The sequence below is a fragment of the Clostridium sp. CM042 genome (genome assembly GCF_055080995.1).
Genome location: NZ_CM143646.1, coordinates 2960460 through 2980115, shown reverse-complemented (window position 1 = coordinate 2980115; position 19656 = coordinate 2960460). Strand labels below are relative to the sequence as shown.

Annotated in this window: 21 protein-coding genes and 3 pseudogenes; 3 read left to right on the top strand and 21 right to left on the bottom strand. The window is 30.3% G+C overall.

What is annotated here, in order from left to right:
• Positions 1 to 5 precede the first annotated feature (5 nt).
• The 18 genes and pseudogenes from ACWJJ7_RS14260 to ACWJJ7_RS14175 all read right to left on the bottom strand — a co-directional run bounded on the left by ACWJJ7_RS14260 (position 6) and on the right by ACWJJ7_RS14175 (position 15792).
• Positions 6 to 1130 (bottom strand): glycosyltransferase family 4 protein, encoded by a 1125-nt coding sequence (locus ACWJJ7_RS14260; RefSeq protein ID WP_462962670.1) that lies wholly within the window; start codon positions 1128 to 1130, stop codon positions 6 to 8.
• Between the two features lie 22 nt (positions 1131 to 1152).
• Complete coding sequence (locus ACWJJ7_RS14255; RefSeq protein WP_462965000.1) at positions 1153 to 2271, bottom strand: glycosyltransferase family 4 protein; 1119 nt, start codon at positions 2269 to 2271, stop codon at positions 1153 to 1155.
• A gap of 253 nt (positions 2272 to 2524) precedes the next feature.
• Positions 2525 to 3358: a dTDP-4-dehydrorhamnose reductase gene (gene rfbD / locus ACWJJ7_RS14250; protein ID WP_462962669.1), complete on the bottom strand. Its 834-nt coding sequence runs from the start codon at positions 3356 to 3358 to the stop codon at positions 2525 to 2527.
• Positions 3359 to 3438: 80 nt separating this feature from the next.
• Positions 3439 to 4491, bottom strand: a complete 1053-nt coding sequence (gene rfbB, locus ACWJJ7_RS14245) for a dTDP-glucose 4,6-dehydratase (protein ID WP_462962668.1) — start codon at positions 4489 to 4491, stop codon at positions 3439 to 3441.
• A 6-nt stretch (positions 4492 to 4497) separates the two neighbouring features.
• On the bottom strand, positions 4498 to 5064 hold the full coding sequence (gene rfbC / locus ACWJJ7_RS14240; protein WP_462962667.1) for a dTDP-4-dehydrorhamnose 3,5-epimerase: 567 nt from the start codon (positions 5062 to 5064) through the stop codon (positions 4498 to 4500).
• Between the two features lie 42 nt (positions 5065 to 5106).
• Positions 5107 to 5256, bottom strand: a complete 150-nt coding sequence (locus ACWJJ7_RS14235) for a hypothetical protein (protein WP_462962666.1) — start codon at positions 5254 to 5256, stop codon at positions 5107 to 5109.
• Positions 5235 to 6185, bottom strand: a complete 951-nt coding sequence (locus tag ACWJJ7_RS14230; protein ID WP_462962665.1) for a glycosyltransferase family 2 protein — start codon at positions 6183 to 6185, stop codon at positions 5235 to 5237. The genes ACWJJ7_RS14235 and ACWJJ7_RS14230 overlap by 22 nt, the downstream gene beginning before the upstream one ends.
• A 71-nt stretch (positions 6186 to 6256) precedes the next feature.
• The gene (locus ACWJJ7_RS14225; protein WP_462962664.1) at positions 6257 to 7702 is read right to left on the bottom strand and encodes a flippase; all 1446 of its coding nucleotides are present in this window, start codon (positions 7700 to 7702) and stop codon (positions 6257 to 6259) included.
• 2 nt (positions 7703 to 7704) lie between these two features.
• Entirely contained in the window at positions 7705 to 8805 is a 1101-nt protein-coding gene (gene glf, locus ACWJJ7_RS14220; RefSeq protein ID WP_462962663.1) for a UDP-galactopyranose mutase, read from the bottom strand.
• Between the two features lie 119 nt (positions 8806 to 8924).
• Entirely contained in the window at positions 8925 to 9845 is a 921-nt protein-coding gene (locus tag ACWJJ7_RS14215; protein WP_462962662.1) for a glycosyltransferase, read from the bottom strand.
• A gap of 84 nt (positions 9846 to 9929) precedes the next feature.
• A pseudogene (locus ACWJJ7_RS14210) lies at positions 9930 to 10043 on the bottom strand (dTDP-glucose 4,6-dehydratase); the annotation flags it as partial.
• A pseudogene (locus ACWJJ7_RS14205) lies at positions 10043 to 10138 on the bottom strand (dTDP-4-dehydrorhamnose 3,5-epimerase); the annotation flags it as partial. The pseudogenes ACWJJ7_RS14210 and ACWJJ7_RS14205, both read right to left, overlap by 1 nt.
• Positions 10139 to 10208: 70 nt before the next feature.
• A complete protein-coding gene (gene rfbA, locus ACWJJ7_RS14200) occupies positions 10209 to 11096 on the bottom strand; it encodes a glucose-1-phosphate thymidylyltransferase RfbA (RefSeq protein WP_462962661.1) in 888 nt (295 codons plus the stop codon).
• Positions 11097 to 11110: 14 nt separating this feature from the next.
• Positions 11111 to 12157: a mannose-1-phosphate guanylyltransferase gene (locus ACWJJ7_RS14195; RefSeq protein ID WP_462962660.1), complete on the bottom strand. Its 1047-nt coding sequence runs from the start codon at positions 12155 to 12157 to the stop codon at positions 11111 to 11113.
• Positions 12158 to 12243: 86 nt separating this feature from the next.
• A complete protein-coding gene (locus ACWJJ7_RS14190) occupies positions 12244 to 12912 on the bottom strand; it encodes a sugar transferase (RefSeq protein ID WP_462962659.1) in 669 nt (222 codons plus the stop codon).
• A gap of 699 nt (positions 12913 to 13611) precedes the next feature.
• Positions 13612 to 14961, bottom strand: coding sequence for a hypothetical protein (locus ACWJJ7_RS14185; RefSeq protein ID WP_462962658.1), 1350 nt, complete (start codon positions 14959 to 14961; stop codon positions 13612 to 13614).
• A gap of 466 nt (positions 14962 to 15427) precedes the next feature.
• A pseudogene (locus ACWJJ7_RS14180) lies at positions 15428 to 15634 on the bottom strand (sigma factor); the annotation flags it as partial.
• Positions 15634 to 15792 (bottom strand): hypothetical protein, encoded by a 159-nt coding sequence (locus tag ACWJJ7_RS14175; RefSeq protein WP_462962657.1) that lies wholly within the window; start codon positions 15790 to 15792, stop codon positions 15634 to 15636. The gene ACWJJ7_RS14175 and the pseudogene ACWJJ7_RS14180, both read right to left, overlap by 1 nt.
• Before the next feature lie 331 nt (positions 15793 to 16123).
• Between ACWJJ7_RS14175 and ACWJJ7_RS14170 the strand changes: the two genes are divergently transcribed.
• Positions 16124 to 16648, top strand: a complete 525-nt coding sequence (locus ACWJJ7_RS14170; RefSeq protein WP_462962656.1) for a hypothetical protein — start codon at positions 16124 to 16126, stop codon at positions 16646 to 16648.
• An 81-nt stretch (positions 16649 to 16729) separates the two neighbouring features.
• On the opposite strand, the gene ACWJJ7_RS14165 is transcribed toward ACWJJ7_RS14170, so the two are convergent.
• Positions 16730 to 17491 carry a dimethylarginine dimethylaminohydrolase family protein gene (locus tag ACWJJ7_RS14165; protein WP_462962655.1) on the bottom strand — a complete coding sequence of 254 codons (762 nt, stop codon included), beginning with the start codon at positions 17489 to 17491 and terminating at the stop codon, positions 16730 to 16732.
• Positions 17492 to 17773: 282 nt separating this feature from the next.
• Between ACWJJ7_RS14165 and ACWJJ7_RS14160 the strand changes: the two genes are divergently transcribed.
• Together ACWJJ7_RS14160 and ACWJJ7_RS14155 are read left to right on the top strand one after the other, a co-directional pair.
• Positions 17774 to 17884, top strand: coding sequence for a DUF2922 family protein (locus ACWJJ7_RS14160; RefSeq protein ID WP_462962654.1), 111 nt, complete (start codon positions 17774 to 17776; stop codon positions 17882 to 17884).
• Positions 17885 to 17985: 101 nt separating this feature from the next.
• Complete coding sequence (locus ACWJJ7_RS14155) at positions 17986 to 18405, top strand: hypothetical protein (RefSeq protein WP_462962653.1); 420 nt, start codon at positions 17986 to 17988, stop codon at positions 18403 to 18405.
• A gap of 43 nt (positions 18406 to 18448) precedes the next feature.
• On the opposite strand, the gene ACWJJ7_RS14150 is transcribed toward ACWJJ7_RS14155, so the two are convergent.
• Together ACWJJ7_RS14150 and ACWJJ7_RS14145 are read right to left on the bottom strand one after the other, a co-directional pair.
• Complete coding sequence (locus ACWJJ7_RS14150; protein WP_462962652.1) at positions 18449 to 19312, bottom strand: sugar diacid recognition domain-containing protein; 864 nt, start codon at positions 19310 to 19312, stop codon at positions 18449 to 18451.
• A gap of 122 nt (positions 19313 to 19434) precedes the next feature.
• Positions 19435 to 19620 (bottom strand): hypothetical protein, encoded by a 186-nt coding sequence (locus ACWJJ7_RS14145; protein ID WP_462962651.1) that lies wholly within the window; start codon positions 19618 to 19620, stop codon positions 19435 to 19437.
• Between the last annotated feature and the right edge of the window lie 36 nt (positions 19621 to 19656).

The window sequence follows — 19656 nt, the reverse complement described above, 5'->3', positions numbered from 1 at the left end:
TTATACTATAGGAAAAACTGTTTTAATAAGTTCAAATCCCTATATATTTTTACTGTTTCATTCGCACAAGTTTCCCACGAAAAATTCTTTATTCTCTTAAACCCTTTTTCTGTTAGTTCAGTAGCATATTGTTTGTCATCAATTATCTTTAACAATTTATATGACATGTCATCAATTGAATAGGGATTCATAAGACAAGCTGCATAATCTACCACTTCCGGTATTGAAGTCACATTGGAAACAACACATGGAATACCATAAGACATAGCTTCTAATGGTGGCAACCCAAATCCTTCATAGAACGAAGGATAAGCAAACAAAGTGGACTTCTTGTATAAGAATTTTAATTCTTCATCATTAACTTTCCCTACAAAAATAACTCTATCACTTAAATTTAATTTAACAACAAGTTCATATACTGAGTTATATAACCAGCCATTTGCACCAGCAATTATAAGATTCTCTTCAATCTTATCTTTAATCAAGTCAAAGGCTTTAATTAACCCATCTATATTTTTACGTGGTGATATAGTACTTATTGTAAAAAGATACTTACTTTCTGTAATGTTTTTAATATTTTTACTAACACTATTTAAATCTATTTTTTCATTAGAAAAAGCATTAAACCCATTATATACTACATTAACCTTATTACTTGCCTTGGGATAATATTTATTTACCTCATCTTTTACAAAATTCGTTATACAAATAATCTTTTCTGCCTTTTTCACAGATATTTTAGTTGCTACACTTTTCCATAAATATTTTTTAAATGGAACATCAGCTTTTCTAGTTAAAAATGCTAGATCGTGAACAGTAATTATAACTTTATTTTTAGCAAAAATGGGCGCCATACTATCTGGATAATGAATTATTGCTTCCGGATAACTTTTATGAATAATTTGAGGTAAAACCAATTGTTCATATATGTTTCTATCCTTACTATTTTTTATATTGTTCGCAATAATAAGTAAGCTGCTATCTACAAATTCAAATAGATCAATATCTTCTTTCCTTATTACAATTTTTATTGACTCAGGATAAATAGCGTGCAAAGCTTTAACCAGTTCATAGCTATATCTACCTATCCCTCCACTTAGGGATGTCTGCAATGCATTAAAAATTATCATTTTTTCACCTTATTCTTCCGAATTATAAAACAGTCCATTTTTTCTGTCCACTAAATTCATCGTATTTTTCTAATACAAAATCATTGATTTTCTTTTTGAAAATTTCCTCACTAAAGGTTTCCGCATGTTTTCTAATTTCAAGTTTATCAAAATCCATAGTTTTGAATCTTGTAATCGCTTCTATTAAGCATTCTACGCTCTGCTCTTTAAAAAACACACCAGTTTTACCTTCAATAACAGTTTCTAATGCTCCACCCTTACCATATGCTATTACCGGCCTTCCACTAGCTTGAGCTTCAAGTGGTGTTATTCCGAAATCTTCTTCTCCTGGAAAAACGAAAGCCTTGCACTTGGAATAATGCTCTTTTATTACATTGTCAGGTTGTCTTCCTAAAAACTTCACATTAGGACCAGCTATTTTTTCTAACCTCTCCCTTTCAACGCCATCTCCTATTATAACTAATGGAATATTTAATTTATTAAAGGCCTCAACAGCTAAATCAATTCTTTTATAGGTTACTAACCTTGAAACCATTAAATAATATTCTTCATTTTCCTCACTAAGTGAAAACAAATTGCATCTAACAGGTGGATGAATTACTACACTTTCCCTTTTATAATGTTTCCATATTCTTCTAGCTACATTTTCTGAATTAGCAATAAAATAATCTACTCTATTAGAAGAAACATTATCCCACATTCTCATATAATTCATAAAATATTTGAGAAAAAACTTTTTAAGTTTACCCATATCTGTATTTTCGGAATATTCATAATAAAATTCCCATCCATACCGCATAGGTGAATGACAATAACATACATGCACAGACTTCGGATTTGTTATTATACCCTTTGCACATGATGAACTACTGCTTAATACTACATCATATTCGTTCAAGTTAAAACTTTCAAATGCCATAGGCATAAGAGGAAAATATTTTTGGTGACCATACTTAACCCCATCTTTCTTCTGCAAAAATGATGTTCTTACATCTATGTTTCTTAATTCCTCATCTAAATTATCTGGATCATAAAACGTTGTATATATAGGGGCTTGTGTATATATTTCCTTGAGATTTATAACAACACGCTCTGCTCCGCCCATATTTGTTAACCAATCATGTACCAATGCAACTTTCACTAATCTACACCCCGCATTTTTTTCTTTTGTCATTGCTCTATTACCGCAATACTAAATAATTTTATCTCTTAGTTCGTATATGCTTTTTTCTTTATCTATGTCACTGCTAACCCTTTTATAGCATTAGAAAAATTATCAAACCTACAATTTAGTATATCATAATATTAACAAAAAATTTTATTTTCTATCACAGACCAAGTTTAATTGTCTTTCCATCATTATTACTAATCCATCAAACAGTATAAAAAATAATTTATTTTAAATATCCACTAATTGCTTCCTGCCAAGTTCTAGTTATATCACCGGTAGTTAATTCCATCATATAATTTCTAAGAACTGAATATTCTGGTCTTTTTGCTGGCCTTTTAAATTCATCAGTTGTGCAAGGCAAAACTTCTGTATCAATACCTTTAAGTCTAAATATTTCTTTAGTAAATTCATACCATGTGCATTCGCCTTCACATGTACAATGGAAAAGCCCATAATTCTTATCTTCGACAAGTTTTATTATAACTCTAGCTAAATCAACTGTACTTGTAGGGGTTCCTCTTTGGTCATTAACTACTTTTAATGTCTTATTAGTTTTACTTAAATTTATCATAGTCTTTACAAAATTATTTCCATCCCCATAAAGCCATGCAGTTCTAACTATATAGTGCTTAGGGTTGTGATTCTTTACTAGTATTTCTCCCTCAAGCTTTGTTTTCCCATAAACAGTTTGTGGATTTACGCAATCAAACTCTGTTAGTGATTTATTAACATCACCAGCAAAAACATAGTCTGTTGATACTTGAACAATTTCTGCTCCAATTTTATTTGCAGCTGTTGCTAAGTTTTTAGGTCCTATTGTATTTATCTTATATGCCATATCTATTTCAGTCTCACACTTATCAACAGCCGTAAGTGCAGCACAGTTAATAATTACATCTGGTTTATTTTCATTTACAAAACTATATACTTCGTTTATATTTGCTATATCCAAATCTGATACATCAGTAAGTATTAAATTAATGCCTTTTTTCTCTTTATATTGATTAGCGAGTTCGCGACCTAGCTGACCATTAGCTCCTGTAATTAATATCTTCATGACCTAGTCTCCTTTATATGTACCCTATATAAGGTATAAAACTCTCAGAGTACAATCCCTAAGAGTATTACTTATGTTAATTATTTTTCATACATATTATTGTAATATTTTTGGTATTCACCTGATGTAATATTATCCATCCACTTTTTATTGTCTAAATTCCATTTTATTGTCTTCTTTATTCCTACTTCAAATGTAGTTTCAGGATACCAACCGAGTTCATCTTTTATCTTAGTTGGATCTATTCCGTATCTCATGTCATGACCTTTTCTATCCTCAACATAGCTTATTAGTTTTTCTGTTATTTCACTATCCACATTTTCATTTAAATAACTTATAACAGTTTTAACTATTTGCATATTAGTTCTTTCGTTATGTCCACCTACATTATAAACTTCGCCTACCCTGCCATCATTTATAACCATATCTATAGCTTTGCAGTGGTCTTCAACGTATAACCAATCTCTTATATTCATTCCATCACCGTATACTGGTAAATCTTTATGACTTAAGCAGTTGTTTATTAGTAATGGTATTAATTTTTCTGGAAACTGGTATGGTCCATAATTATTTGAACATCTAGTTGTATTTACAGGCATTTTATATGTATCAAAGTAAGCTTTAACCATTAAATCTGAACCTGTTTTACTTGCTGAATATGGACTGTGTGGATCTAGTGGTGTAGTTTCAAGGAAGAACCCTGTAGCGCCTAGTGATCCATATACTTCATCAGTAGATACTTGCATGAACTTTTTACCTTCTTTAAATCCATCTCCAACTGCCCATGCATTCTTAGTTATATTTAAAAGGTTTACTGTACCTAAAACATTTGTCTTAACAAATATTTCTGGCTCTTTTATACTCCTATCTACATGTGATTCTGCTGCGAAATTCACAACATAATCAATATCATTTTGTGCAAATAATTTTTCTACTAACTCTTTGTCACATATATCGCCTTGAACAAAAGTATAGTTTTTATTTTTTTCTATGTCTTTTAAATTTTCTAAATTTCCTGCATAAGTTAATTTGTCTAAATTTATAATTTTTATGTCTGAATATTTATTTAACATGTAATGCACAAAATTTGCACCTATAAACCCAGCTCCACCTGTTACTAAGTAAGTCTTCATAATTGATTACACTCCTTTATATTCAAATGGTATTTCTAAATCTTTTAGTCTCTTTTGTATTTTATCTTTATCTGACAGTAGAATTTCCTCTATACCAGCAAGTGGCCATTCTACAGCTACATCTTCATCATTCCATAATAATCCACTATCATACTCAGGAGCATAATAATCTGTACACTTATAATTGAACACAGCCACATCTGACATAACTAAAAACCCATGAGCAAATCCTTCTGGAACATAAAACTGTTTCTTATTTTCATCTGTAAGAATTACTCCTTCCCATTTCCCAAAGGTGGTTGAACCCTTTCTTAAATCTACAGCTACATCAAATACTTTCCCCTGCGTAACACGAACTAATTTCCCTTGAGTATGTTTAGTTTGAAAATGAAGTCCTCTTAAAACACCTTTTTTAGATTTTGACTCATTATCTTGAACAAATTCCATTGTAAGCCCTGCTTCAAAGAAATCATTCTTATTGTAGGTCTCCATAAAATATCCTCTATTGTCACCAAAAACTTTAGGTTCAATTATGTATATACCACTTATCTTAGTTTCTATAAAATTAAACACCTATAACTCCTCCTCTGCCTATCCAACTGTAGCAACTACTTCTTAAATCCCTCTTAAGTTCCTGTAAACTAATGCTACCTTATCATTTCCTATGAACTCTTCCACTATAATAAATACATCTGCAAGCATTAATACGGATAATGGATAGTATATACCTTTGGTGATTTTACTTACATGATTCTGATTTTCCATCGTCTATATTCATCCTTCGCAATAGCTATACATCCACTTTGGCCTTTAATTGAAGAAGAAACTCTGTTCCAGAATTGAGTAAATAAATATGCCCATTTTACAGTTTTCTTCCCATATACTTTTTCAAAATATAGAAACATACTATAGATTTGCACTTTGTATTTCCTTGTATTAATTCTATTTTTATTTTCTTGCGCAAAAGATTTACCTTCTAAATGTTTTATTTGTGCCTGAGGCACAGAAAAGACTTTATATCCATTTTTCTTCACTCTACTCGTCAATTCAGTTTCCTCATAATACATAAAAAACTCTGGATCGAAACACCCGACTTCATTTAGGACACTTTTTCTAATCATCATATCCGCGCCCGTAACATAGCCTACTTCCATTTCTTTTCCATAACAATTGAAATACAGATTTTGTTTTTTCCTAAGGACTTTACTGATTCTATTAATAATTGGAGTTAGCATTATGGTTTTAATTGATGGAAGTTGTTTTAAAAATGAATGTGCCGGTTTATTATTCTCATCAAATAAATTTCCGCCACAGATTGCTATGTTCTCATTATGCTCCATAAAATCATATAATATCTTTATTGCATTATTTATGAGAACCGTATCAGTATTAAGTAAAAAAGTATACTTACCTTTAGCCATTTCTATTCCTAAATTATTAGCTCTTCCAAACCCCAAATTTTCTTTAGCTTCTATTGTTTGAACGTTTTTCCCCAAAGTAGCATTTATACAATTGACACTTCCATCACTTGAATTATTATCAACTACTATTATTTCATATAATAAATTGTCTGTTTTTTCAATTATAGAATTTATCGCGTTAATAGTTAATTGCTTTGTATTGTAATTAACCAAAATAATTGAAACATCTATTTTATTTACTTCTGTTGTAACTTTATCATATAATGTGCCCACAATTAAACTCCTTTTAATACTAGTACACAATTACCTTATGTATACTTTAAAAATTTAAAAAACTTTCACTACTATAACTCTCTATCTTTTTTTACTTTTAACATTAAAAATTCCACTATAATTAAATTGATTTTTTCTTTAAGAACACCTAAAGTCAACACATAAATAAATGCACCCACTATACCTTGTACTATTGTTGTTATAATTTTTGCACCCATGTAATTCCCTATAATTCTAACTATAATAAACATTATTGTTGATGCTATAATATATTTTATTGTACTTAAAAAAAATGTCTTCTTTTCAATGATCTTTCTTAAAGCCATATATTGAACTAAGGTAACACCAATTTCTGCAATTACCGTCGCTATACAAGTGCCAACTGCTTTGTATTTTGGAATCAAAATTAAGTTTAATATCACATTAATTATTGCCCCCATAGTTACAGATGCTGTGAACTCCTTAGTCCTATTTGTTGGTAATAAATATTGAATTCCGAAAACATTGCTAATTGCTATAAAGAACAGAATTGGGGCTAAAATAATCATTAAATATGAAACAGCTCCAAAGTCCGGTCCAAAAAACCATGGAACAAATTCCTTTGATATTCCTACTAATCCAACCGCCATTGGAATAGATACATATGCGACCCCTTGCAAGCTCTTATTTAGGTACACATTCATTTTCTTATTGTCACCATTGGCAAAAGTATTACTCATTCTAGGAAGCATAACCACCCCCAGTGAAGTTACTAATCCCAATACCAACTTAATTATTTTTTCAGATTGCTCATAAAGTCCAACCTCTCCAGTATTAGCTAATGTTCCAAGCATTGTTTTATCTAATACTGCATATACTTGTATAGCAATTTGAGGTATAAATAATTGTAATGCTGGTATAATATGTTCTCTAATATCTGAAAACTTTACTTTTACCTTTAAAACTATTCTAGGAACATACATCCACATTACTAAATTTCCAAGCAACATCATAATACCATTTATGATTATATATTTATTCAAATCATCATAGCTTTTTACAAATATAAAAATACATGCTACTCCAACTATCTTTACTATAATATTTCTAGTAACAGTTTTCTTAAAATCTTCTAATCCCATGTATAACCAGGATATATCAACCATAGCTGCTATAATGTTAATGGCTTGTATCAAGTAAATATTACCATATTCCTTGTTAAACCCAAAAGCAGCTATGTAAACTAAAAAAGCAATACTTGTTGTTATTACTTTCAGAAAGGTTATTGACCAAAAGTTCTTTGACATTTTTTCTTTATCATCTCTTACATATGCAATTTGTCTATTTCCATACATAGAAACGCCAAGAGTACCTAGAATTATAAAATATTGAACGATAGAAAAGGTATAACTATATACTCCAATTCCTTCTTTACCTAATATTCTCGATACATACGGAACTGTTATTAATGGCATAAATAACGTTACTATTTGAAGTAATAAATTATACATAACATTCTTTGCTAAACTTTTACTCATCTTTATAGCTCTTTTTCAACATATTTTAAAGCCTGTTCTATCACATTATGCATATCATAATACTTATACTCAGCTAGTCTTCCACCAAAAATCACATTAGTTTCTTTATCCGCTAGTTCTTTATACTTACTATATATAGCATTATTTCTTTCATTATTCATAGGATAATAAGGTTCATCACCTTTATTCCATTTTGCTGGATATTCTTTAGTTATTACAGTTTTAGGTTGAGTACCATATTCAAAATGCTTATGCTCTATTATTCTTGTATATGGCACTTCATACTCTGTATAATTGACAACTGCATTTCCCTGATGATTTTCTTCATCTAATATTTCATGTTCAAATTTTAAACTTCTATATTCTAAAGTTCCAAATTTATATTCATAAAATTCATCTATCATACCAGTAAACACTGTTTTTTCTGCAAGACCTTCTAACTCTTCTCTATTTTTGAAATAATTCGCATTAAGCCTTACTTCAATACCTTCCAGCATTTTTTCAATAATCTTAGTATATCCGCCTATCGGTATACCTTGATACTTATCATTAAAATAATTATTATCATAAGTAAATCTTACAGGAAGTCTATTTATAATAAATGCTGGAAGCTCTGTTGCTTTAGTTCCCCATTGCTTTTCTGTGTACCCTTTAATTAACTTTTGATAAATATCTTTACCTACAAGTTTTATTGCTTGCTCTTCTAAGTTTTTAGGTTGTCCAATATCACTTTGTTCTAATTGTTCTTGTATCTTAGCTTTAGCTTCTGTTGGAGTTTTCACACCCCATAACTTATTAAATGTATTCATATTAAATGGGAGATTATAAAGTTCATCCTTATAAATAGCAATTGGTGAATTTGTATATCTATTAAATTCAGCAAAAGTATTTATATAGTCCCAAACTTCTTTATTACTAGCATGGAATATGTGTGCGCCATATTCGTGTACATTTATTCCTTCAACCTGTTTACAATATATGTTTCCTGCAATGTGGTTTCTTTTGTCTATAACTAAACATCTTTTACCTCTTTTAGTAGCTTCATGTGCAAATATTGATCCAAAAATACCTGCACCCACTATTAAATAATCATATTTTTTCATACTTGCATCCCTCCTAGTTTAAATTTAAATACTTATAATTATTAATTTAATATTTAACATTAATTTTTTCTTACTCAAATATATTGAAATTTACATTTTGTCAAATTTGATGCTATTTATCACGGTAAATATTTTGTATTCTTACCTTTTTTATTTAATAAAACTGAACTTAAAGCATCAATTATTAGTTTTGTCCTATATATTTTATAACTTTTATATTTATCTTTTAGCAATGTGCCTACAATATTTTTGAAACTTGTAAATATTATATATATATAAGCAATAATTTTATTTTGACTATGCTTTAAAATCATAAAAGATTGATTTCTACGGCCGTAAAATTCCTTCCAATTTGGTTTGTATGATAAATCATCTGAACTTAATTTTGTCTTGTGGTTAATAATAGCTTTATTTATATTTAAAATGTTTGTTTTATTTCTAACTCTAAGACTATACTCAGTATCATCAAACCATATAAAATATTCTTTGTCCGGTAACCCTATTGATTGAATTATTTCTTTACTTATTACACATCCAACAAAACTAAACGTATCTACATATAAATATTCTTCACCATACTCTTCTTTAGATATATTTTTTTGTGTTAATTTTATGTTATTGATTATCCTTCTTCTATGAGTTACATCTATTTTGTTTTCGGTTATTACAGTACCAGTAAATGATTTTATATCTCTATGTATTTCAATATTTTTTGCTATAATACTAAAAAAATCTTTTTCGTAAATTGCGTCATCATCTGATAAGGCTATCCAATCGACGTCCTCTTTTAATGCATTGCTAATTCCTGTATAAAATCCACCCGATCCCCCCGTGTTTTCGTTTAATTTTATATAACTTATATTATCTAAAGCTAAAAATCCCTGTTCTAATATATACTTATCCGTTCCATCATTTGATGAATTATCAATAATTATAATTTTTTCTAACTTATATGTTTGATTAATAAGGCTATTGAGTGCCTCCATTAACAACTCTTTTCTATTATATGTAACTACTACAACTGCTATTTTTATTTTCATATACTCAACTTTCTCCTTTATATATATATCTGTATAAGGTATAAACCTCCTAGAATTGAATCCTAAGCGTATTATTTTTATTAATTATTTTTCATACATATTGTTGTAATAATTTTGGTACTCACCTGTAGTGATATTATCCATCTACTGCTTATTATCTAAATTCCATTTTATTGTCTTCTTTATTCCTACTTCAAACTTTCCATAAAATACCCTCTATGATCTCCAAAAACCTGAGGTTCAATTATATATAAATCTTTTACTTTAGTTTCTATAAATTTGAATTTAGACATAATAATTTTCTCCACTTTAAACAAGTTATACAAATAAAAGAGCATATGCCTACTCTAATGTTGCTGCTAGTTATTTAGGTAGCATAATATTTTTTTCTAACTGAATTGTATTGTGTAGATATTGTCCATACTCTGTTTTTAAAAGAGGTTCCGCTAGCTTCTCTAATTGCTCTCCATTGATATACCCTTTTCTGTAGGCTATTTCTTCAATACAAGCTACATATAATCCTTGCCTTGTTTGAATAGCTTCAACAAAATTTGATGCATCTAGTAATCCTCTATGCGTTCCCGTGTCAAGCCAAGCCATTCCTCTTCCGAATAATTCCACTTTTAATTTTCCTCTTTTTAAATATTCATTATTTACAGCTGTTATTTCAATTTCTCCTCTACCAGATGGCTTAACATTCTTAGCTATTTCTACTACATCATTATCATAAAAATAAAGCCCTGGCACAGCATAATTTGACTTTGGATTCTTTGGTTTTTCCTCTATAGACATAACATTATTGTTTTCATCAAATTCTACTACTCCAAATTCTTTCGGATTACTAACGTGGTATCCAAATATAGTAGCTTCTTCTCTTTCAACAGCTTTCTTAAGTCTTTCTGAAAAGCCATATCCATAAAATATATTATCGCCAAGTACCAAAGCTACTTTGTCTTGTCCAATAAACTCTTCACCAATTATAAACGCTTCTGCAAGTCCTCTTGGTTCTTTTTGAATTGCATATTGTATATTAATTCCTATTTCACTTCCATTGCCCAATAATTCCTTAAAACATCCAATGTCTCTTAGAGTTGATATTATTAATATATCTCTTATCCCCGCAAGCATTAAAACCGATAATGGATAGTATATCATCGGTTTATCATATACAGGTAATATTTGTTTCGACACCGATTTAGTTACTGGATACAGTCTTGTTCCAGATCCCCCAGCCAAAATAATACCTTTCATAATGTTCCTCCTTATTAAATCCTCGCTTTTAACTCTCTTATACTCTCCATCCCATCTTTTTTACCAACAAATATCATATCATCACTTTCAACCACAAATATGTCTTGAAGTCCTGATATAACTATAGGTTTACCATTGCTTATAATAATGTTATTGCTACAATCAAATTTATGTACATTACCCATGCAAACATTATTATCGCAATCTTTCTCCCTATATCTTTCAACAGCTTCCCAACTTCCCACATCATCCCATCCAAAATCTCCTGGAATAACATATATACCTTTTGCTTTCTCCATAATACCAAAATCTACAGATATACTTTCTACATCATTGTATTTTTCTTCTAATACTCTGTTATAATCCTCTTCACTGGTAGCTGCTATTTCACTTAGCACTTCAAAAGTATATTTCAAATACTGTCTTGTAAGTCTTAAAATATTGGCAGCCTTCCAAATAAACATTCCACCATTCCAAAGATAATTTCCATCTTTTAAATACTCTACAGCCTTATTCAAGTCTGGTTTTTCTACAAATCTTTTTACATATCGCACTTCATATCCATTTATCTCACAATGCATATGGCTGTAATTTATATATCCATATCCCGTTTCAGGTCTATCTGGTTTCATACCTATTGTAACTATTGCTTCGTTATTTTCATCCACAAATTTATCAGCAGAATTTAAAATTTTCAAAAATCTTTCTTCATCTTTTATAATATGATCTGATGGTAATACAGCTATTGTAGCATCTTCATATATTTTATTAATATGAAAAGCTGAAAGCGCTATACACGGTGCTGTGTTTTTCCCTACTGGTTCAATTATAATGTTTCTATTTGGCAAATTAGGTAGTTGCTCCTTAATTAAGTCCATATACCGAATGCCTGTTACTACAAATATTCTTTCTATAGGAATAAGATTTTCTAATCTTTTCACACTCATTTGAATCATTGTATCTTCACCAACAAGTTTCAAAAACTGTTTTGGTTTTTCTTCAGTAGACAAGGGCCAAAATCTAGTTCCTTTCCCGCCTGCCATTATTAACGCACATAACATATTTATTCCCTCTCCCTACTAATTTATTAAAGTAAAATCCCCTTGTTATATCACTAAAACTCTCAACTTTTAATTAAGAGTCAATCCTACCTCGCGCCCTCATCCCCAAACAGCACTCCCACCGTTTTGAAGATAAGACCTATATCTACTAATGTATTCCTATTCTCTAAGTACTCAATATCCATTTCCATCCATTCTTGAAAACTAACATTACTTCTACCCCTAACCTGCCAATAGCAAGTTAAACCTGGTTTTGCAATTAATCGTTGTTTTTGAAATGAGTTAAACTGTGCTACTTCCTTAGGCAGACTTGGTCTTGGTCCTACGATTGACATTTGGCCATTTAATATATTAAAAAGCTGGGGTAACTCATCTATACTTGTATTTCTTATGAATTTCCCTATTTTAGTTATTCTTGGGTCTTCTTTTATCTTAAACATAGGTCCTGACATTTCATTTTTTTCGCGAAGCTTGTCAAGAAGACCTTCTGCATCTGAACACATAGACCTAAACTTATACATCTTAAATCCCTTACCATCTTGTCCGACTCTATTCTGCGCAAAAAAAACAGGTCCTTTAGAATCTAATTTAATCCAAATGGCAACAACAATCATCACCGGACTCAGCAATAAAATTCCACATAAAGCACCTATGATATCAATTATTCTTTTAACTATAAAATATCCTGCATTTTTTTCATACTCCCGAGCTATTTCAACCTGTTTAACTGTTGAATCTCTTTCTAATTGCTGCATTAACATTGCCCCCCCTTTTTATAGCATGCAAAATCATATTACTTACTACCTCCGCAAATTTATAACAATATCTAAAATTTCTATTTTACTAATTTCTACAAAGTTACACAATTTCATTAAATAATTTCAAAATTTTTACATCAAATTTAAAATTTAATAATTCAGTACATTCGTCAAGCAAATACGACATTTTTTACAACTTTATTGCCTATATGTAGTGGAATATGTTTGTTTTTTCTAACTTTCCATATGTAATTAAATAATTTATTCAACATACAATTTAATACAATTTAATACATTTTAATTTATTTTTATTTATAATTCAGTATATCATATTATTTACAAAATGTTTCCTTTTTTTATTATATAACAAATTCAATAACATTTACATCATTTTCTATATCATATCCAAGCTGTATCACCCCCCTATTATATCCTCTTTTCTTAGCTTTTGCACTAAATACCTAAATACTATAGTGGCTCTTCTATAATTGCTCTTAAATCATCACCTGCAGTGCTGCAATATTAACGGCTTCAAAAGGAGGTTTACACTTTTATTGGATTTTTATTTTGTTATAGTATGTGCCTCTACTTATAGAAGTGGGAGACTTTCCTTCTGAAATGTCGTTAAAAATTAAATAAAAGAGAAGAGAATAATTATAATTATTCTCTCCTCTTTTACTTATTCAAATTATTTCATTAATTATGCATAAAGTAGGCAAACTTATCTGTGGAATAAGTTGCACCCATATTTCGTACATGAACCTGGTTGCCTTGGTTATCTGCAACATACGCCAAAGTATAATTACTATCAGCCCATCCCATAAATACAAATGTATGTGTTGGATATCCGGTGCCGTCATTAGTTGTAAAACAAATACTTCCCGGTCTAAGCTTTTTAATATTCCAATTAGACTCCCATCCATTTGCATTTAGGTAACTTAAATACTGCCTTGTATTACATGTTCCTAGTGGAACCGATATCCCCATTCTTCTCATTACTTCGCTTGAGAAATAAACGCAATTATTCAAAGTATTTCCACCATGTAATGCCACAGCCCTGTTTAGTACATTAGTAACATTAGCTGAAGAGTTTAAATAGTTTGCAAACCTAGCTTCAAGCGCTGTTTGATTTGTTCCTTTCGCTGCCTCAATTCTATCCGCTTCTATTTTAGCAAGTCTTTCTGCTTCTTTTTTAGCCAACCTGTCTGCTTCTATTTTATTTAATCTATCTACTTCTATTCTAGTTAATTTATCTGCTTTTATTTTAGCTATTCTATCTGCCTCTATTTTAGCAATCTTATCCGCTTTTTCTTTAGTTGTACTACCTCCATTAGTTATATTACCTTCTGCTTTTTTAGCTATTTCATCTATCTTTACTTTGGCTATCCTATCGGTTTCTGCTTTGGCTATGCTATCGGTTTTCACTTTAGCTATTCTATCTGTCTCTACCTTAGCAAGCCTGTCCAATTCTATTTTAGCTAAGTTATCAGCCTTTACTTTTTCTGCTCTATCAAATGATGCTTTCGCTATTTTGTAATTTTCTGCTATTCTAGCTTGTTTAGACGGATCTGCCATCTCAGCGGCTACCCTATCAATTTCTTCTTGTTTAGCTTTATTTGCAGCTACTTGCGCCAATTTGCTAGCTTTTGATTTATCTGCTTCTCCTTTTTCAGCTTTATCTACTGCTATTTTTTCCAGTCTAGCAATCTCTGCTTGCTCTGCTAGCACCTCTGCTTCCTTGGCTAATTTGTCCTTTTTAGCCTTTTCAATAACTAGTTCATCGATTTTCTCTTTAGATATCAACTGTTTCTTACTAATTGTTGCCTTTGTACTAGTTGGCTTAGCAACTGATGCTGTAAGCTTTACTTCGCTTACTTTCTTTTGGCTTGAAAGAGAAACCTCGCTTTTAACTGGTTCTTTCGCTTTACTTGCAATTGCCCATGCACTAGTACTTAACCCTAACACCGCTGTTAATGCTGTTATTACTACTATTCTCGTTCTCATTTTCGTTTTCTTTCTCATTTCAGTTCTAGTTTTTTGTTTCACTTGTCATATCCCCCTAAATTTGTTAATTTATTCGAATTCGTACTCTTGTAAGACTAATTATGTAATTCTTATTTTTGTTACAGCTCTGCAAGAGATGATGACAGTTCTGCTGGAAATGACTACAGCTCCGCAGGAAATTATTAATAATGTGTAACCGCTACTGTCATATTACTCATATACAATTATCCCTTATTAATATACCAATTTTATCTACTTCCCTACTACTTGTCGTAATCCTTTAATTTTCGCATTGCAAATATCGACAAATACTGCAGTGTTATCACCTCTATTACCTAATCTGTTTTTCATTTGTTCCTCATCTTGACGTAGCCATAGTTGCTTCGGTGGGTTGCCCATTGGCCTACTTGCTAGTTGCTACTAGGCATTGGTTGGATAATTTTTTTAATATAAAACAATAAAATATTGTAAAATTTCTACAATATTTTGATTATTATATATATATGGGATGTTTTATCTGCCCTTTTAGAAGGGCTTTGAAGTTCAATTTTATAGCATTTATGCAATAACCATTAAAACTGTTGCTGCCTAGCTTATACATAGCTATGGCTTTTATAACAGAAAGGTAACCATGCTGTACTAAATCTTCTAGTTCGTAACCTGGAACGTGATACCTTGAAGCTTCCTTGAATATAAGGTATTTGAATTTTTCCATTACTTCCTCTGTTGCTCCACTCTCTTTATTTTTAGCACTCTTATCTTCAAATTGAAACCCTTGTCCTTCTTCTTCTCTAATGAATTGTGTCTATGTGTTTCTCTACGTTCATTGTTATAAGTTCCACTTCCAATTCCTGTTATAGCCTTAGCAATCATCCGGCACTTTGAATAAAAAAATAAGAGCCGTACAAAAGCTTTGTTAAAGCAATTGTTCGGCTCTTAGGTAGTTCTTTTAGACTCCTTTTAGCTCGAAACACATGAATCTAGTTTTTTTAGGTTATGGAAAGTAATTAAATTCGAATTATCTCCTTAAGGGTCGCAAAATTGATTGACATAAAATTATGTCAATTGTATAATAATAATACTTGGAAAATATATCTTTATATGAGAAATAAGTTGATATATAAATATATATAGAATTTTATGCAATTTTAAAGTAAAATTTTTTTATAATTTTGCATAATATGAATGATAGGGGCGAATTAATGTGAGTGAACAAACTGTATATCAGTATGCAAAATTTGATTTTTTAAAAAAATTTCTTTTTACTTCTAAAGTTAACAAACAACTTAAAGATTGCAAAAACATTGAATCATATTTACTTAGCAATGATTATTTAAAAAAACTTGACAGTAAATTAAGCTTAATAATCTCTGATGGATTTACCAATGAGGTAGAAAATAGTTATTTCTTATATAAGGGATATACGCCGAATGGAAGTTTAACCTCTTTACGAAAATATACTATTATTGATGGAGAAATAAAAAAAGCAATTGATGTGATTAATCACGACATTATTGTAATCGATTTATATGAAGAAAGCATATATCTCCATAGCTATATTAAAAACAGCCACTATATTACAGGCTATTTAATTAAAGAAGAAACAAACTCCAAAACAAACAAAACTTTAATTTTCAGCAATGAAAAAGTTAAAATAAATATAAAGAATATTAATAAATTTGATACTATTCTTGTAGTTGATGATTTTATAAATAAATTTATTATATAAAAAAACTCTCCTATTCGGAGAGTTTTTTTATATTTAGAATTCTTTATCCCCCAAGCAGAGTACCTTCCTTCTGAAATGTTGTTAAAATCTTAGAGACAAACAGCTAAGCCCACCATCTATTTTTCTAAACTCAGATGTATCAACTACGTGCACATTGTAACCTAAATTTTCAATAGCTTTTCTTGTATTTTCATAACCTGCTGGTACAAGAACATGGCCGTTAACCCAAATACAATTTGCAGAATAACTTTCCTTTTCATCTATTTTAATTTTATTAAAGGAACTGAAAATTGGACTATTAGCAAACTCTCCTGCAACTAATAAATTGTTGTTTTCGAGGTAAGAAAGTCCAGTTTTTAAATGTAATACCTTTTCAAGGGTCACCACAGATCCTTCTAAATCATATTTTTTTAGTATATTAATCATTTGATTTGCTCCATCTTCATTAGTCCTTGCAGATAACCCAATATAAAAATGATTCCCCACCATCATAATGTCCCCAGCCTCTATAGTTCCAGGTTCTTCAATCTTTTCTATGTTTTCATAAAATTTCTCTAGTGTTTCTCTTAACCCTACTATCTCACCTCTTCTTGAACGTGCGCCAGGTCTTGTTATTATGGCGCATTTTTTTGTTAAAAGTGCCACATCTTCTATAAAACAAGAATCAGGATACTTTTCATCAGCCTCAAGCACTGTAACTTCTACTCCACATTTTTTTAATGTTTCAATGTACACTTCATGTTGCTTCATAGCTACTTTAAAATTAGGCCTACCTAAATCAGCACCAGAAATACCATCGATTATACTACTGCAAGGTTTCTTAACTATTACATTCTTAAACATTTTTATAACCCCCTTCTGTATCTATACAATGAATTGAAATCCTTTCTATATAACCTATTAAAATTATATGCTTTATATTCGTAGTTATATGAATATCAGCAGCCTCCAGCTGGAAAATTTCACACCCCGAGATGCTCGCTACTACTATGTATAACTCTCTCTCAAGCTTTATATCTAATAACTCCGCACAAAGTATAGTAGAAGCATATATATTCAATGAAAACAAAATGAAATGTTGTTAAATAAGGATGATTATGTTAATGACTAGATTATGTTTTGATTATGGATTTAGTTATTACAAAGAACAATTTTGCATCAGCGAGTGGTAGCTTAACTGGCAAGAAAGATGCTAAAGTAATTACTACTGATACTAGTACACTTGATGTGGCTTAAAAATATAGTGCCTGTGAGGGCACTATATTTTTTTCTGAATATAAGAATGACTTTTGTAGAATACTAAAGATAGATTATGAGAAATTATGGAGATGTTACTATTGGCTTATAAAAAAAATTCATTACTAATAATAATGTTGTCGTTGATAACATTGTTATTTTATAGTTTTCTACCTCTAACTAATATCCAAAATGCTATTGCTACAAATATAACACTAGATAATGAAACGTCAAATGAGAACCGAGGAACACAACATTATGATTATATTATAGGAAAGGATCACTGGCCCCATTACCGTGTATTCTTTTGGGTCCCTAAAAGTGCTACCCATTTTACACCTTATGCCGATAGTGGAGTTAATACAAATGTTTCAGAACATGGTGATGCTTCAAAGTGGTCCGTAGTTGTTACACCCGAAGTAAAAGATGATAGAAAATTAGTGTTCATATATGTCCCTAAAACTTTTGTTTTTCTATATGGAAAGGACTTTGAGGATCTTATACATTTAAGCTATTATTAGTTTTTAGATTCAAGTTAGCATGGATCTAAGCTTTTATATTGGTTTAAGATAGCCTTTCCATTTCTTCTTGTATTCCTAAAATCCCACTACTAATATGCTGCAGAGCGGTAGATTGTTCATTTATAATTTTTGTGTTATTTCTTATTCCCTCTGCAATATTGATAATAGAACTCTTAACATCATTTAAAATAATGTTCATATCTTTTAATGAATTAGATGAACTCACAGACAATTTTCCCATCTCTTTAGCAACAACCCCAAAACCTCTCCCAGCTTCCCCAACTCTAGCTGATTCAATTGAAGCATTTAGCCCTAAAAGTTTTACTTGCTTTGTAATATCATTAATAGTTTTCAAAACATTATTAATATCTTCTAAATACTTTTCTGATTCATTAGCCATGTTTTCAATAGTTTTCGAATGATTTAAACTTTCTATACTACTTGAGGAAATTGCTTCAATAGTAGATGTCATTTGAGCTATCTCTTCTGTGATTTTTATAATAGTTTTTTCTTTAGTTATAGAATCTAAATATTTTAAATACTCTTCTCTAGTTATAATCTCTGCTAATTTTTGAAGTGGTTTCATACTATAAGGATCCCCAGATAAGCCGATACATCCCAATCTCTTTTCATTATACATTACAACCCCATTATAGCCTGGCAATACACCCTTAAGCTTTTGTGCATCTTCACTAGTAATTGCTAATTCGCCTACTTCTCCTGCCATTATTTTCTTTGCACCTTCATGAATTGTACCTAGTCTATTAAGTTGCATGGTTGCTATAATTACACCACCATCACTCATAAAATTAACATTTTCACCTGTAACGTTATTTAACATTAACACAATCTTATTAGCTATTTCCAGTGGAAATTCTTTTTCAAAATCCTTATCATATGCACTCATTTTTTATCCTCCTAATTATATCTTGTATAACCTAATCTTAAATTTCAAATACTTATATCTGTAATATACTTAATATTATACCATCAAGATGGCTATGGAGACGCCTTGTTACTATAAGTAGGCTAATTATCTACTTCTTTCTTAATATTTTCTACTTCTTCTATTGTTAAGTCAGTACTCTCTACAATTATATTGATAGATACACCTTTACGTAAAAGCTTCTTAGCTATTTCTATAGCTTTTTTCATTTCTACTTCTTCTCTTCCCTCTTCCTTGTAGTGTAACTTTCTAATCTCATCTATACTCAATTTAAATGCACTTCCATTTTCCTTTTTATATTCTTC

Excerpts from the sequence above, each read along its gene's own strand:
- glf (WP_462962663.1), bottom strand. The coding sequence starts at position 8,805 with ATGAAAAAATATGATTATTTAATAGTGGGTGCAGGTATTTTTGGATCA.
- ACWJJ7_RS14260 (WP_462962670.1), bottom strand. The coding sequence starts at position 1,130 with ATGATAATTTTTAATGCATTGCAGACATCCCTAAGTGGAGGGATAGGT.
- ACWJJ7_RS14165 (WP_462962655.1), bottom strand. The coding sequence starts at position 17,491 with ATGTTTAAGAATGTAATAGTTAAGAAACCTTGCAGTAGTATAATCGAT.
- rfbD (WP_462962669.1), bottom strand. The coding sequence starts at position 3,358 with ATGAAGATATTAATTACAGGAGCTAATGGTCAGCTAGGTCGCGAACTC.
- rfbA (WP_462962661.1), bottom strand. The coding sequence starts at position 11,096 with ATGAAAGGTATTATTTTGGCTGGGGGATCTGGAACAAGACTGTATCCA.
- ACWJJ7_RS14225 (WP_462962664.1), bottom strand. The coding sequence starts at position 7,702 with ATGAGTAAAAGTTTAGCAAAGAATGTTATGTATAATTTATTACTTCAA.
- ACWJJ7_RS14195 (WP_462962660.1), bottom strand. The coding sequence starts at position 12,157 with ATGTTATGTGCGTTAATAATGGCAGGCGGGAAAGGAACTAGATTTTGG.
- rfbB (WP_462962668.1), bottom strand. The coding sequence starts at position 4,491 with ATGAAGACTTACTTAGTAACAGGTGGAGCTGGGTTTATAGGTGCAAAT.
- ACWJJ7_RS14235 (WP_462962666.1), bottom strand. The coding sequence starts at position 5,256 with ATGGAAAATCAGAATCATGTAAGTAAAATCACCAAAGGTATATACTAT.
- ACWJJ7_RS14150 (WP_462962652.1), bottom strand. The coding sequence starts at position 19,312 with ATGAGTGCATATGATAAGGATTTTGAAAAAGAATTTCCACTGGAAATA.
- ACWJJ7_RS14190 (WP_462962659.1), bottom strand. The coding sequence starts at position 12,912 with ATGCAGCAATTAGAAAGAGATTCAACAGTTAAACAGGTTGAAATAGCT.
- ACWJJ7_RS14215 (WP_462962662.1), bottom strand. The coding sequence starts at position 9,845 with ATGAAAATAAAAATAGCAGTTGTAGTAGTTACATATAATAGAAAAGAG.
- ACWJJ7_RS14175 (WP_462962657.1), bottom strand. The coding sequence starts at position 15,792 with ATGATTGCTAAGGCTATAACAGGAATTGGAAGTGGAACTTATAACAAT.
- ACWJJ7_RS14160 (WP_462962654.1), top strand. The coding sequence starts at position 17,774 with ATGGATTTAGTTATTACAAAGAACAATTTTGCATCAGCGAGTGGTAGC.